General features: G+C 67.0%; 17 protein-coding genes and 1 tRNA gene. 10 read left to right on the top strand and 8 right to left on the bottom strand.

The genetic code is table 11. The features are described 5' to 3' along the window. The 5 genes from VNG13_04315 to VNG13_04295 form a co-directional block, all read left to right on the top strand. The coding region (locus VNG13_04315; protein HVA59747.1) for a ribbon-helix-helix domain-containing protein at nt 1-338 on the top strand (338 nt) is incomplete at its 5' end. A 144-nt stretch (nt 339-482) separates the two neighbouring features. Further along, nucleotides 483-815: a hypothetical protein gene (locus tag VNG13_04310; protein ID HVA59746.1), complete on the top strand. Its 333-nt coding sequence runs from the start codon at nt 483-485 to the stop codon at nt 813-815. Nucleotides 816-1,029: 214 nt separating this feature from the next. Then, nucleotides 1,030-1,296: a hypothetical protein gene (locus VNG13_04305; GenBank protein HVA59745.1), complete on the top strand. Its 267-nt coding sequence runs from the start codon at nt 1,030-1,032 to the stop codon at nt 1,294-1,296. 100 nt (nt 1,297-1,396) lie between these two features. Further along, nucleotides 1,397-1,741: a phosphomannose isomerase type II C-terminal cupin domain gene (locus tag VNG13_04300; protein HVA59744.1), complete on the top strand. Its 345-nt coding sequence runs from the start codon at nt 1,397-1,399 to the stop codon at nt 1,739-1,741. An 831-nt stretch (nt 1,742-2,572) separates the two neighbouring features. Continuing rightward, nucleotides 2,573-3,586, top strand: a complete 1,014-nt coding sequence (locus tag VNG13_04295) for an alpha/beta hydrolase (protein ID HVA59743.1) — start codon at nt 2,573-2,575, stop codon at nt 3,584-3,586. Nucleotides 3,587-3,920: 334 nt separating this feature from the next. Here VNG13_04295 and VNG13_04290 read toward each other — a convergent pair whose 3' ends face one another. Next, nucleotides 3,921-4,106, bottom strand: coding sequence for a hypothetical protein (locus tag VNG13_04290; protein HVA59742.1), 186 nt, complete (start codon nt 4,104-4,106; stop codon nt 3,921-3,923). A gap of 224 nt (nt 4,107-4,330) precedes the next feature. Then, nucleotides 4,331-4,864, bottom strand: coding sequence for a methyltransferase domain-containing protein (locus VNG13_04285; protein HVA59741.1), 534 nt, complete (start codon nt 4,862-4,864; stop codon nt 4,331-4,333). A gap of 85 nt (nt 4,865-4,949) precedes the next feature. On the opposite strand from VNG13_04285, the gene VNG13_04280 reads away from it, so the two are divergent. Then, nucleotides 4,950-5,612: a class I SAM-dependent methyltransferase gene (locus tag VNG13_04280; GenBank protein HVA59740.1), complete on the top strand. Its 663-nt coding sequence runs from the start codon at nt 4,950-4,952 to the stop codon at nt 5,610-5,612. A 541-nt stretch (nt 5,613-6,153) separates the two neighbouring features. On the opposite strand, the gene VNG13_04275 is transcribed toward VNG13_04280, so the two are convergent. From VNG13_04275 to VNG13_04265, 3 genes are all read right to left on the bottom strand, one after another. Further along, the gene (locus VNG13_04275; GenBank protein HVA59739.1) at nt 6,154-6,492 is read right to left on the bottom strand and encodes a helix-turn-helix domain-containing protein; all 339 of its coding nucleotides are present in this window, start codon (nt 6,490-6,492) and stop codon (nt 6,154-6,156) included. A gap of 262 nt (nt 6,493-6,754) precedes the next feature. Then, the gene (gene arr, locus VNG13_04270) at nt 6,755-7,213 is read right to left on the bottom strand and encodes an NAD(+)--rifampin ADP-ribosyltransferase (protein HVA59738.1); all 459 of its coding nucleotides are present in this window, start codon (nt 7,211-7,213) and stop codon (nt 6,755-6,757) included. Nucleotides 7,214-7,808: 595 nt separating this feature from the next. Further along, on the bottom strand, nt 7,809-8,207 hold the full coding sequence (locus tag VNG13_04265) for a hypothetical protein (GenBank protein HVA59737.1): 399 nt from the start codon (nt 8,205-8,207) through the stop codon (nt 7,809-7,811). 30 nt (nt 8,208-8,237) lie between these two features. On the opposite strand from VNG13_04265, the gene VNG13_04260 reads away from it, so the two are divergent. Further along, nucleotides 8,238-8,576 (top strand): helix-turn-helix transcriptional regulator, encoded by a 339-nt coding sequence (locus tag VNG13_04260; protein HVA59736.1) that lies wholly within the window; start codon nt 8,238-8,240, stop codon nt 8,574-8,576. A 14-nt stretch (nt 8,577-8,590) separates the two neighbouring features. Further along, nucleotides 8,591-8,911: a hypothetical protein gene (locus VNG13_04255; protein ID HVA59735.1), complete on the top strand. Its 321-nt coding sequence runs from the start codon at nt 8,591-8,593 to the stop codon at nt 8,909-8,911. An 896-nt stretch (nt 8,912-9,807) separates the two neighbouring features. Here the strand turns inward: VNG13_04255 and VNG13_04250 are convergent. Continuing rightward, nucleotides 9,808-9,880, bottom strand: a tRNA-Leu gene (locus VNG13_04250). An 18-nt stretch (nt 9,881-9,898) separates the two neighbouring features. On the opposite strand from VNG13_04250, the gene VNG13_04245 reads away from it, so the two are divergent. Both VNG13_04245 and VNG13_04240 read left to right on the top strand, forming a co-directional pair. Beyond that, nucleotides 9,899-10,966: a UDP-glucuronic acid decarboxylase family protein gene (locus VNG13_04245; GenBank protein ID HVA59734.1), complete on the top strand. Its 1,068-nt coding sequence runs from the start codon at nt 9,899-9,901 to the stop codon at nt 10,964-10,966. Continuing rightward, nucleotides 10,963-11,667 (top strand): glycosyltransferase family 2 protein, encoded by a 705-nt coding sequence (locus tag VNG13_04240; protein ID HVA59733.1) that lies wholly within the window; start codon nt 10,963-10,965, stop codon nt 11,665-11,667. The genes VNG13_04245 and VNG13_04240 overlap by 4 nt, the downstream gene beginning before the upstream one ends. On the opposite strand, the gene rdgB is transcribed toward VNG13_04240, so the two are convergent. Next, entirely contained in the window at nt 11,585-12,262 is a 678-nt protein-coding gene (rdgB, locus tag VNG13_04235; protein HVA59732.1) for an RdgB/HAM1 family non-canonical purine NTP pyrophosphatase, read from the bottom strand. The genes VNG13_04240 and rdgB overlap by 83 nt on opposite strands. Further along, complete coding sequence (gene rph, locus VNG13_04230) at nt 12,259-13,017, bottom strand: ribonuclease PH (GenBank protein HVA59731.1); 759 nt, start codon at nt 13,015-13,017, stop codon at nt 12,259-12,261. The genes rdgB and rph overlap by 4 nt, the downstream gene beginning before the upstream one ends. Nucleotides 13,018-13,022 lie beyond the last annotated feature (5 nt).

Genomic DNA, 13,022 nt, shown 5'->3' with positions numbered 1-13,022 from the left:
ATCCATGCAATGGCGATGCGGGCCAAGTACCGACGACTACTGCCGAAGAGGTGATGACGATGGCTAAGACGCACGGCAAGCTGAAGGACGGCACTCCGATCACCGATGAGCTCGTGGCAGCGTTCGCCGATGAGGCGGAGCGTGGCTACGACGTCGACAAGCTGGTGCGCCGGAGGGTCGCCGGTCGCCCGGCGATGGGCTCTGCGCCAGCCTCGGTGGAATCGGTACGTCTCGACCCCGAGCTCAAGCGTGACCTGCTCCTTCGAGCCGCTGACGAGCAGATCAGCGTCTCAGAACTGATCAGACGAGCGCTTCGCGACTACGTGCAGGCCAGCTGAGCACGCGACGACGCAGAGCTGCGCTTAAGCTCGGCTCTTCGTTGCCAGGCCGGCCGCGCGTACCCGGCGTTCGGAGTCGCCCTCAGGGATCATGGCCTCGTGGCCCACATTGCCCCGCGCCCATTGGCCGACCGGGAGCGTGACGTGCTCCACTTGCTTCTGAGCGTGGACTACCCAGGGGTGGTCGAACTTCGCCAACAGGCGGCGTCGGCGTTAGTCGTGGGTCGCTGCGACTGCGGCTGCCCGACCTTCGATGTCCAGGTAGCCGAGGACGCGCCACTGGCTGCGGTGACCCCGCCGGCCCGAGTCTCGCCAGTCGAGCTGCGGGTGTCGCCCCTCACCGATGAGCCAGTGGGGGAAGTGCTGCTGTTCCTCGACGGCGGACGGCTGGCCAGCGTGGAGTACGTCTTCTACGTCGATGAGCCGCCGGCCGAGTGGCCGGAACCCGAGCGCCTTAGGGTCCTTGATCGCCGCTGATGCGGGGTACGTGACGACGGTAGCTGCTCTTCTCGGTCGCTGCCGAACTCCAAGATCAACGACGGGAGCCGGCGTTATCGTTCGCCCCGCCATGACGCCGACCCGATCTATGAGCGCGCTGCCTTTGATGGCGCTGCTCGTCGCCTCGTGTGGTGGCCACACGTATCCACGTCTTTAGGTTCAGTCGGTATGCGGATCGATCCTCTCCCGCGAGGTGTTCATCGGCCCCGGCGATCTCGAAGGCCGGACGACCGTTTCTGTGGAGCGCGGTGTGCCGTTCCTGCTGGTATTTGAACGATCGTGTCAGGGCGCTGGGGTTTCTCCCGCACCGTCGTCTGTCTTCACTGTGCAACAACAAGTACGGCGAAACGGCGCTTTGGTAGCGGGCGTATACGGCAGCGACCGCGACCAAGTCATGCATTTCGCAGTGACGCTTCGGCGCGAGTCGACCTACGACACTGTGATCACGGTTCGCGGCTGAGAGCGCCCGACGCGACTGCTGGTGGCGACAGGAAGCTGCCGTTCCACGGCGCACGATAGGCCGCGAAGGAACGCGGGGGATCCGGCGCTATCGTGCGGCCGTGGACGACAACGTGCGGCCGTGGGGTCACTACGGCGTTCTGGCGGAGCACCACAGTTTCAAAGTGAAATCGATCACGGTCGCATCAGGCAAGCGGCTCAGTTACCAACGGCACGCACGTCGCTCTGAACACTGGTTAATCGTGCAAGGCTGCGGCGTCGTGACGCTCGACGGTGCGACTGTCGCCGTTGAGCGCGGCAACCCAATCGACGTGCCGGTCGGCGTGTGCCATCGAATCGAGAACACGGGGCCCGACGAGCTGATCTTCATCGAAGTGCAGCACGGCGATTATTTTGGCGAAGATGACATTGAGCGACTAGACGACGACTACGGCCGGGTCTCCTAGACGTAGAGAAGTACCGCTCCAGCACAGGTGGCCAAGATCGCACGTTCCGACCTATAGCGACCTGTTATCGGGCTGTTCGAGAGGCCTGCGCCGCTTCGCTCGTCCATCCCCGCACGTGGCCTGGCTGGCGAGGGTCCATGCCCGGCTACCACTGCCCTGAGCAGGCAAAAAGGGAGAGTCGATGATCAGGCTGGCCGGCCTACTGCCCGGACCGACCACCCAAAGAAGTTTGTCTTTATTGAATGTCGACCGCGGCCGATAATGAGGCTCATGCGCGCCTGGCGGATGGCCGTCTTAGGCGTGCTCCCTGTACTGGGCGCGGCCTCGCTGGCGGCGTGCGGTGGCAACTCGTCGGTCGTGCCCGCGCAGAACAAGGACAGCCTTGCCGCGCTCCGCTGCGGTGCCCGAATCGCGGGCCACCTTGTGATCTACTCCGCCCCCACGACCGTTTCCATTGCCCGAGGATATGTAGTTGCGGGTCGCCGCCCCGCGTCCAGTGCGTGGCCGAACTCAGCCGGAAACGCGCTCGTGGCTTGGTGTTGGACCCGCTCGCCGACCGTGGATGTCTACGCCGTCGGTCCCGGCGGCTCGACCATCGTCGTTGCGGTGCTTCCGGCCACTTCCTCACCCAGACCGGGGGGGCCATAAGCTGCCCGCGAGGTGCCGTTCCCGAGCGGTTCGCAAGATCACTCGGCCTGCAGCATAGTTGCGGCTATGTTCGTGCGCCCGCGTCGCGAGGTAGACGATTGGGTAGGACGAGTTAAGACGACTCGACCGCCGGCAGGCGCGTCGGGGCCTGGGTTGGTAGCTCCTGCTCGTACTGTTCGCTGGATGAAACTCGGACTCACACAGCTGATCGACTCGCGCCTTCTGCCTCTTGTCGAAGGTTCTCGCGCTTTCTACGCGAAGCGTGCGGCTGGGCGTGGGCCCGATAGCTGGGAGGAGCTTCGCGCTGTCCGAGCCGATCTCGTCGCGGCTACCCCGTCGCAACCGCCGGCCGTGGAGGAGCTCGTCAGTGTCGACGGCCGCAGCGTCCCGCTGCGGATCCATCTCCCTGTGGGCAGGACAGCAACGGGGGTCCTCCTCGAGATCCACGGCGGCGGCTTTTACTTAGGATCGGCCGCTTCCAGCGACATCCGCAACAGGGAGCTTGCGGATGCCCTCGGCGTTGCGATCACGAGCGTGGACTACCGACTGGCACCTGAACACCCGTGGCCAGCGGCACCCGAGGACTGCGAAACCGCAGCTCTCTGGCTCGCCGACAAGGCATCGTCCCGGTTCGGCGTGACCAGGCTCGGGATCCTAGGCTTCTCGGCTGGCGCAACGCTGGCGGTCACCACACTTCTCCGCCTGCGCGATCGGGGGATCTCCGCATTCGATGCCGCTGTGCTGCAGTTCGGAACCTACGATCTGAGCGCGCACACACCCGCGGGCCGCCTGATCGCGGACGAGTACTTCCTCGATGCCTACGCCGGGGCCACGTCCGACCGGACGCATCCCGACCTGTCCCCGATCTACGCCGACCTTAGGGGCCTTCCTCCTGTCCTCATCGTTGTCGGAGAGCTCGACATCCTGCTCCAGGACAACCTGGCGATGGCCGCCCGACTGTCAGCGGCCGGAGTCGAAGTCGATCTCCGGCTCTACCCCGACTCGCCTCACGGCTTCACCGCACACCCGACCCCGATGGCGCGGGCAGCCGTTGATGACATCAATGCCTGGCTCAACGGTTATGTGGGCTCATCCTCGAACGACGCAGCGAAGGACGCAGCGCCTACTCCTTCCACGCGACATGACCCGCGGCCCGCAGGGCCAGACGCACGGAACCTGCTGCTGAGCGAGCGGTAGTGCAAGCCACATGCCGACCCACCGCGACGTCGCCGGTCAGCCCACGCTCGAAGGTTCGCCAGGTGTGGCCGGGCTCCGCGTTGTGCGGCCGATGAGAGTCGAACACCCCCAGCCGGATGACCCTGGCGACTCATGCACGGCGACATCCACGTTCGTGCCGGTCGAGTGCTGATCACCGACCTTGACTGACCGCGGCTGGCGGGTCTGACGAGCAGCCGGGCGCGCTCACTGGCCGCGAAACAGTGCCCGCGAGGCGCACCCCCGCTCGGCTCCTATCCCAGTTCCCCTGCTCGTCGGACGCTGCTGAGACCCCCGCGTGAACCCAGCGCCTCGGTCATTTCCTGACCCGGTAGTCGATGAACGTGGCGTACGGCGATTGGCGGACCCCGAGGTGCTCTAGGTCAAGGGGCTGTGTGAACCCTTCGAACAGACGCTTCCCGAGACCGCACCCGGGGCGGTCATCCGGTCCGGTGATGTATCCGTCGACCGACATCGTGATACCCGCACGGACCTTGCCCATCGACTCACTCCATCGATGGGTCGCCAGCGGCCGACGGTGCTGACCGGAGAGGGGGACAGACGTTCGTGAGTTCGCGAAGTCATCGTTCCCGCTCCTCCTTCGCGCTCGAAACCATCTTCGACCAGCCGGATCCGAGTGAGTCTGTCAGGCCGCGCGGGCTGCCCGGGTGGATACATCGTGCGACCCCGACTCGCCCGGACAGGCCGCGCCTTGGACGATGCTGATCAGGCCTCTGAGGCGAACACGACGAAGTCGAGAGTTTCGCTCACCGGTGTAGGCACCCCCTCCGCCTCGGCCAGCGCGCGCATCCGCGCCAGACCTTCGTGGAACTGTTCATCGGGCAGCAACGCCAGCCCGCTATCTGCCCGGTGACAGGTTCGCGCGTCGAGCTCAGCCATGCCACCCGCGAGGGTCTGCTCGACACGGTCCCAGGCCGTCAGCCGGAGCCCCGCCCCCTCCAGATGATCCTGAATCCTGGACCAAGGTGGAAACCGTTCGACCTCGACTTTAAGAATGCCGGGGAAAAAGCTCACCAACGGCCACTGCCCGGCCAGGTCCCGGTACATACCGCGAACCAAGACGCGTCCACCTGGAACGAGCACCCGGCGCAATCCCGCCGCTGCCGCCGAGAGGTCGGTCACATGATGCAGGACCTGAGATACCCAGACCGCCCGCACTGCGGCGGATCGGATCGGCAGTGCCTCCGCCGAGCCGCCCACGACAACCACACCTGGGTCACGGCGGGCCAGCGCCTGCACCCGCATCCCCCGCGCGGGTTACAGCCGGTGCTGGATCATGGGGCTCGTCACAGCGGTAGCGTGGCCGCGCGCCCTGGATTCAGCGATGATCTGCAAGCGCGACGTGTGGGGCGCGGCCGAGGAGGAGCCGATGGGTTTGTATGACGAGCGCGTTCTACCGCACATCATCAACGTGGTCATGAACACCGGGCAGACCCGGCTGATCCGCGCGCGAGTGTGTGCGCGGCTGAAGGGTGAGGTGCTCGAGATCGGTTTCGGCACCGGTCACAACCTGCCGTTCCTGCCGCTGGACGTCACACGGCTGATGGCGGTCGAACCATCCGGCGTCGGTGTCCGGCTCGCCCGCGGGCGGATGGCCGCGGCGCCGGTCGAGGTCGAGGTCGTCGGGTTGGACGGGCAGCGGTTGCCGGTCCCCGACGGGAGTGTCGACGCGGTCCTGTGCACGTGGAGTCTGTGCACGATCCCGGATGCCGAGGCCGCCGTTCGGGAGGCGCGTCGGGTGTTACGCCCGGGCGGAGAGTTCCACTTCGTCGAACACGGCCGTGCCCCCGACGAGCGGGTGCGTCGATGGCAGGACCGCCTCAACGGGATCCAACGACGTGTTGGCGGCGGGTGCAACCTGAACCGGGACATCGCCGCAATCATCGAGTCGGGCGGGATGAGGATCACCCGGTTGGACAACTACTACGGGAAGGGGGAGCCGAAGCCGTACGCGGCGATGTACGAGGGCACCGCGCTTCCCGCATGACCGATGCCCAGGGCCGCGGAGCGGCCGGCACCGGTGCGCGGCGGCCCCGGTACTGGCTTATCGCCAGCCCAATCCACGACTACGCTGCCGCCATATTCGTCGAGGCGGATGGTCTCGACCCGGTTTCAGCCGTTTCGTCGCGGGCTTGGGGAAAGTTCGGTTGGCAGGCGACAACCGCCGGAGTCCGCGCTACGGCCGCACGGACCAGATCCTCATAACCCTCGTTGCCGGCCGGGACCACGCACAGATCGAGATCGCCGTGGCAAGTGGTCAGGTTGAGCAAACGGATGCCGCGCAAGGGTTCCGCGGAGGTGTCGAACGGTAGGCCTTCCGGACATCGGCCACCCGGATCCTGGCGTTCAGCCGCTTGAGTGCGCGCACGACCGCTGCCAGGTTCGCCGCGTCGGTTGCCGGGGTTATTTCGATGTCCTCGGTCGGACGGCCGGCCCGTACAGTCGCGCGGCGTAGCCGCCGATCAGGACGTAGCTGACCCGCTCCTCCTCCAACACCCGGACAATCTCTTCGGGCTCAAGTCGAGCGTTCACCGCCGCCCAGCCAGCGCCGCGGCGAACTCATCCTGTGCCTTGCGTGCGGCTTTTCGCTCCGCCGCCGTACGCCGGCGGCGGCGAGCGTCGAGCACGTCGTCGTGATCGTCGTAATCGGCCAGCCGGGTCCGCAACTCCAGCTCCGCCGCCGCCAACAAGCGGTACAGCGTCGGCAGGCTCGGCTGTTGGCGATGCGACTCGATCCGGGCGATCATCGCCTGCGGCACCGCGGCACGTCGGGCCAGCTCCCGCTGGGACAACCCGCGCTTCGAACGCGCCGACGCCAGCAGGTTACCGGCCAGCCGGGAGACCTTCTCCTCGGTGGTGGGACCCATCTGCGCCACAACCCGAATGATACCTTATTAGACGTCACCGTGCCTCGTCGGTCGTTGAGGGGGTGACCAGCCGTCCCGAGTCGAGTCACCGGAAACGTCGGTGGGCGTCCGCCGCGGGCAGCGAATAGCGGCGGTTCGCGGTCGGGCTCTGCCCTCAAGATCAGCGATCTTAGCCGGCATTTCGAGTCGCCTGTCAGGGTGTGGGCGCGTGACTGGAAGCCGCGTCCAGAGCGCCGACGCCGCCTGGGTAAGCGAGGACTCGCTAGTCCTCGATGAGGTCCAGCCCCTGCTCCCGTAGCAGCGCGAGGCGATCCAGCATCCCCTTCAGAACCTCAGCGTCATGCCCCTTCCAGTTGTCCACCTCGTCGATGACGCGCAGCGGATGGCGGGTGCGGTAGGACTGTGTGGGGTTGCCGGGGAATTTCTTGTTGGTCACGTTCGGGTCGTCCTCGAACGGACCCAGAGGTTCCACGACGTAGATGCGTCCCCGCTCTCCGGTCTCGGCCAGGGCTGTCGCAAGCTCCGCTCCCCAGGCGGCTGTCTCTACGAGCGCGGCGAAGTAGATGTTGTTCGACACCCGACCCTCCTGGAAGTTGGAGCGGTAGCCGGGCACGAGCTCATCGCCGGCCTCGAGCGCGGACTTCGTCCCGTGGTAAAAGGGCCCCTTGATGTGCTCGCAGCGCTCGTAGGTCACGGGGACGTGGGTGCCGCCGTCACCCATAGCGGTCTTCTCGTCAGACATCGTTGTCCACCTTTATCCACGAGCAGTTATGCGTCGCATTCTCGCTAGGGGAAGAAGTGCAGTTCCGCGATGGGCAGCGGCCGCGAGTGCGCATTCTCGAGCGGGTTGCGGCCACCGTCCGCCTAGCAGATACCCGGCGTTCGCATACGGTACGGAGAGTGGGTTGCCCAGACCCTTGGTCCACCATGGAACCGAGCAGGTGAAGGCGGTGTCTTAGCAGTTGTGAAGCGTGGTTCAGGCGCGGTGTGGCTTGCGGCAATCATGCTTTTCACTGGCTGTACGAACCACGGCAGCGACGCCGGAAGCGCGTCACGACCGAGTCCCCACGCCGCGAGCGGGTTTTCTGGCGCAGTGGTGATCTTGGCCGCGCCGTGTGTCGGGGCCGGGGCAAACCCGGCAAAGATCTACTACCCGGTGCACGTCCAGATTCTGCACAACGGCGAGGTTGTCTTCGATCGAACCATCGCGGGAGGCCGACCGTACCGGGTCGCCCTCGTGCCCGGCTCGTACGCCATACGCACTCTGAACATTCCGGACGAGCCGGCGGCCGTGACCGTCCCATCGGCCACGGTTGTCACTGTTCGCATGGGAAACGTCTGCCGCTAGCGGTCGCGCGCGAGGTGCCGCTCCAGTGCGCGCGAGGTGCTCCTGCACCGGCGCTCAATAGGTCCTCTTCACCGTCGCCATCGAGGGTCTCTTCGAGGTCGACCGAGATCCCGGTCGGCACCCGCCGCAGCCGAAACCGCAGCCGATGCTGTCGGCCGTCCGGGCCGGTGATCGTGATCGGATCCGGCGGCGCGGGAAGCAGCGGAAAGCCGGTGATCTCGGAGAGGTGGCGATCGGCGCAGGGGTCACAGAAGGTGCCGAGGGCGGTCAGTGAGTGCGTTGCAGGTGAGGCCCCGCAGTCATCGCAGTAGCCGGAGTGCTCCACGCCGCCGAACCCTACCAGGTAGGCGTACCATAGGTGATACACTACGTTCTTCTAGCAGGAGGGGACCGTCGCGTGTCGACCAGCTACTACCAGCGCCGGCGTGCCGAGGAGTTGCGCGACCCCGAATTCCGGGCCGAGTACGAACTGGCCCGGGCCGAGATCGCTCAGGTCGACGCCATCATGCGCCAGCTCGACACCTTGCGCGTCGCCTCGGGTTATTCGAAGGCGGAACTCGCCCGTCGGATCGGCAAGAACCCGTCGACCGTGCGCCGGCTGTTCACCGCTGAGGTCAACCCGGAGCTGAAGACCGTCGTAGCCCTTGCCAGCGCCCTCGGCGTACGTCTGCAGATCGTCGAGGCGCCGAACGAGGCGGCTCGGCCCCGCCGCCGCTCCTCCCGCTCCGTCGCCTAGCTCTCCGATAACGCATGGCAGTGGAGGCCGCGTGGGACGTCGTCTTCTACCAGGTCGCTGACGGGGCCGTTCCCGGCGACGAGTTCCTGCGCAAGTGCCCGGTGAAGGTCCGCGCCCGGCTGATGGCTGTCCTGGACGCGGTCGCCGAAGCGCCGCCCCCACAATTCGACTTCACGACCGGGCGCCTGTCCATCCGCAATTCGATCGTCGAAGTGGAAGCGTGTGACGACGGCGTGGGCTGGATGTGGGCCACGCCCAAGACCGAACGAAGCCGCCGGGTCATCGTTCTCGACACAGCAACGCTCGCTCTGCTCCGTGCACACCGGACCCGGTAGCTCGAGCAGCGTCTTGCTCTTGGCGAGGCCTGGCAGGACCACGACCTGGTCTTCACCCGCACCGACGGCAGCCCGCTGCACCCCCCGGACGGTCTCGTGGACGTTCAGCGCAGCGGTCAAGAAACTGGGGTTGCCGCGACTGAGCCTGCACGGTCTGCGGCACACTTGGGCGACGTTGGCGCTAACCGGCAGAGTTGCATCTGATGCAACTGCGGGAGGCATTCGACGGATCGCGTAACCGTTGGCCTTGCGGGGATTGCCGTTTTCGGGCAGGCGGCTCGACGGCGTGGCCGCCTTCCACACGCCGTGTGACCTGCGGTTACGCAAGCCTGTTGCATCTGATGCCAAGATGCGGTACCCGGTAGCGTTGTGTTCGACGGCGCAATGTGGCAGCTGCCGCCATGTCGGTCGGCTCGCTCGAGCTTGGGCGCCGCCCGGGTTGGATCCACTGTGCCGGCTGAGTCCCGGACGCTGGCAGAAAGTCTCGAAACTCAACGGCAGCAACGAGGAAGGCGCCCGAGAAAGCGGCACCCAGCATGCTGCCGGTGCGCGGCGACGCAGCACCAGGAAGGCGATTACCAAGGGTGAGAGTTGCCTCCCCCAGATGAACCACGGATTGGCCATCCGACCGAATCCGAACACTGCTGGTTACCAGTATCGATCAGATGGTCCATCCCAGCATCGTTCAGGAGCGGCTCGGACACCCGAGCGTCGGCATCACGCTGGACATCTACACGTTTCACCGGCCATGCACGCGGACGCTGCGGAGCAAATAGGCCGCGCTCTTCTTCAGTTCCGACGAAGATCGTGAACGTTTCTGCAACCAACCGGCCGATTCGGGCGATTCACCGAGAACCGACACCAGGCGGACCTCGGCATTCACGAAGACGACGACGTGGGGCCGATGAGAGTCGAACTCACACTGGCGTGCTCCTAAGGCACGTGCCTCTGCCGTTGGGCTACGGCCCCTGTCAGGATATTTCCTGAGTGCTCACGCTAACGTTTCACGGCGCGCCCGACCCGCAGGAGGTGTGGATGGACCGGCAACGTGCTGTGATCACGGGGGGTGCCGGCTTCCTGGGGTCCCACCTGTGCGAGCGGCTGCTCGCCGACGGCCTCGACGTCGTCTGCCTCGACAACTTCGTCACCGGCACACCGCACAACGTCGCCCATCTGCTCGAACACGAAGGTTTCCGGTTGGTCAGAACCGACGTGACCGACTACGTCCACGTCGTGGGCGCGGTCGACTACGTGCTGCACTTCGCCTCCCCGGCATCGCCGATCGACTATCTCCAACTCCCGATCGAGACGCTCAAGGTGGGCTCGATCGGAACGTTGCACACGCTCGGCCTGGCGAAGGAGAAGAACGCGCGCTACCTGCTGGCGTCCACGTCGGAGACCTACGGTGACCCGCAGATCCACCCGCAGCCCGAAAGCTACTGGGGCCACGTCAATCCGGTCGGCCCGCGCGGGGTCTACGACGAGGCCAAGCGGTTCGCCGAAGCGATGACGATGGCCTATCGCCGCTACCACGGCCTGGACACCTCGATCGTGCGGATCTTCAACTGCTGCGGACCGCGGATGCGGCCGGAGGACGGCCGGGCCATCCCAACGTTCATCCGGCAGGCGCTCAAGGGCGAGCCGATCACGGTGGCCGGGGACGGCAGCCAGACCCGTTCGATCCAGTACGTCGACGACCTCGTCGACGGGGTGGTGCTGCTGCTGCGCTCCGGGCATCCCGGGCCGATGAACATCGGGAACCCGCACGAGCTGTCCGTCCTGGAACTGGCCGAAACGATCCGGCGATTGACCGGCTCGAGCAGCCCGATCCAACACGTCCCCCGGCCGGAGGACGATCCGACCGTGCGGCAGCCGGACATCACCCAGGCCCGCCGCGTCTTGGGCTGGATGCCGAAGGTTTCCCTCGAAGACGGGCTGACCCGCACCATCGACTGGTTCCGGCAACACCCGGAAATCGTCTGGTCCGCACCGGGCGGACGGCCCGCTACCCTGGAGCCGCGGCCCGACGCACCAGCCGGAACGGAGCACCTGTGAAGCTGTCCATGCTCATGCCGGTCTACAACGAGGCCGCGACCCTCGACACCGCGGTGAAGCGCGTCCTCGACGCCAGGTACCCGTGCGAGATCGAACTTGTCGTCGTCGACGACGGCAGCGTCGACGCGACCGGCCAGGTCCTCGAATCCCTCGACGACCCGCGGATCGTCCGCGGCCGCCACGAGCGAAACCGTGGCAAGGGCGCCGCGGTCAAGACCGCCGCCCAGCTCGCCACCGGCGACTACCTGCTCATCTTCGACGCCGACCTGGAGTACTCGCCGGACGACGTCGCCGGGCTGCTCCAGCCGGTGCTTCGCGGCGATGCCGCAGTCGTCTACGGCGCGCGGACCTTCGGAAGCTCGACGGCGCATTCCTTCTGGTTCGTCATCGGGAACAAGCTGACGACTTTTGTCGCGAACGCGCTCTTCAACTCATGGATCACCGACCTGCACACCTGCCTAAAGCTGATGCCACTGGAGCTGTTCCGCGACCTCGCCCCACGCGAGGACCGGTTCGGTCTGGACACCGAGATCACCGGCCTGCTGCTCAGCCGCGGCATCCGCCCCTACGAGGTTCCGATCAGCTACAAGGCGCGCAGCCACGAAGAGGGCAAGAAGATCACCTGGCGGGACGGCGTGGAGGCGCTTCGGATTCTCGTCCAGATCCGGATCCGGCAGAACCGTGGAGGCCGGGGCGCGTGAGGGCGTCGGCCAACGTCGCGATGTCCGCGGCGAGGGCCCGGAAGGCCAGCCCGCGATGGCTGATCGCGTCCTTCTCCGCCGCGTCGAGTTCGGCCGTGGTGCGGGTCTCCCCGAGCGGCCGGAAGACCGGGTCGTAGCCGAAGCCGCCGCTGCCCCGGCGCTCGCGGATCACGCTGCCCTCGAGGCGACCCAACGCGACCCGCTCGGTCCCGTCCGGCATCGCGGCCGCGGCCGCGCACACGAATGCCGCCCCGCGCCGGTCGTCGGGCACCGACTGGAGTTGACCGAGCAGCAGGTCCAGATTGGCCTCATCGTCACCGTGTCGCCCCGACCACCGGGCGGACAGGACGCCCGGCATGCCCCCGAGCGCGTCGACCTCCAACCCGCTGTCGTCGGCGATCGCCAGCAGACCGGTCGCCGCCGCCACCGCGTGCGCCTTCAGTCGGGCGTTGTCGACGAAGGTCTCGCCGGTCTCCTCGACGTCGCCGACCTCCGGGTAGTCGTCCAGCCCGACGAGCTCGATGCCGAGACCGGCGAGGATCCGACGAAGCTCCGCCAGCTTGCCCGGGTTGCGGCTGGCGAGAACCGCCTTCACATCCGCTCCGGCGGGGTGCCTCCGGGGTGGCGTCGAGCCGCTTCGAGGGAGAGCTTCTGGAGCCTGGTGAGCTCGGCGCAGCCGGCCACCGCCAGGTCCAGCAGCCGGTCGAGCAGCGCGCGGTCGAACGGCTCCTGCTCGGCGGTCCCCTGGACCTCGACGAAACGCCCATCCCCGGTGCACACGACGTTCATATCGGTGTCGGCGGCCACGTCCTCCTGGTAGCACAGGTCGAGCAGCGGCTCGCCCGCCACGATCCCGACGCTCACCGCCGACACCGACGAGATCAGCGGCTCGCCGGCCAGCGCCCCCTTGGCCCGGAGCCAGCCGACCGCATCGCAGAGCGCGACGTAGGCACCGGTGATGGCTGCGGTGCGGGTGCCCCCGTCGGCCTGGAGCACATCGCAGTCGAGGACGATCGTGTTCTCGCCCAGCTTTGCCGGGTCGACGCACGCGCGCAGGCTGCGGCCGACCAGCCGGGAGATCTCCTGGGTCCGCCCGCCGAGCCGACCGCGAACCGACTCCCGGTCGTTGCGGGTGTTCGTCGACCGCGGCAGCATCGCGTACTCGGCGGTCACCCACCCTCGGCCGCTTCCGGCCCGCCAGCGCGGGACCCCGGTGGTCACCGACGCGGCGCAGAGCACCCGGGTCCGGCCGAACTCGACGAGCACCGAACCCTCGGCGTGGTCGAGCCAGTCGCGGGTGATGGCGACCGGCCGGAGTTGCGCGCCGGCACGTCCGTCGGGACGAAGCACCTGCT

The organism is Mycobacteriales bacterium, assembly GCA_035533475.1.
GTDB lineage: Bacteria > Actinomycetota > Actinomycetes > DATLTS01 > DATLTS01 > DATLTS01.
The sequence above is the reverse complement of the archived record's forward strand: the minus strand, read 5'-3'. Positions and strand labels throughout refer to the sequence as shown.

What these genes read in the sequence shown, in the direction of transcription:
- VNG13_04295 (HVA59743.1), top strand. Translation starts at nt 2,573, where the DNA reads ATGAAACTCGGACTCACACAGCTGATCGACTCGCGCCTTCTGCCTCTT.
- VNG13_04290 (HVA59742.1), bottom strand. Translation starts at nt 4,106, where the DNA reads ATGGGCAAGGTCCGTGCGGGTATCACGATGTCGGTCGACGGATACATC.
- VNG13_04280 (HVA59740.1), top strand. Translation starts at nt 4,950, where the DNA reads ATGATCTGCAAGCGCGACGTGTGGGGCGCGGCCGAGGAGGAGCCGATG.
- VNG13_04275 (HVA59739.1), bottom strand. Translation starts at nt 6,492, where the DNA reads ATGGGTCCCACCACCGAGGAGAAGGTCTCCCGGCTGGCCGGTAACCTG.
- arr (HVA59738.1), bottom strand. Translation starts at nt 7,213, where the DNA reads ATGGGTGACGGCGGCACCCACGTCCCCGTGACCTACGAGCGCTGCGAG.
- VNG13_04255 (HVA59735.1), top strand. Translation starts at nt 8,591, where the DNA reads ATGGCAGTGGAGGCCGCGTGGGACGTCGTCTTCTACCAGGTCGCTGAC.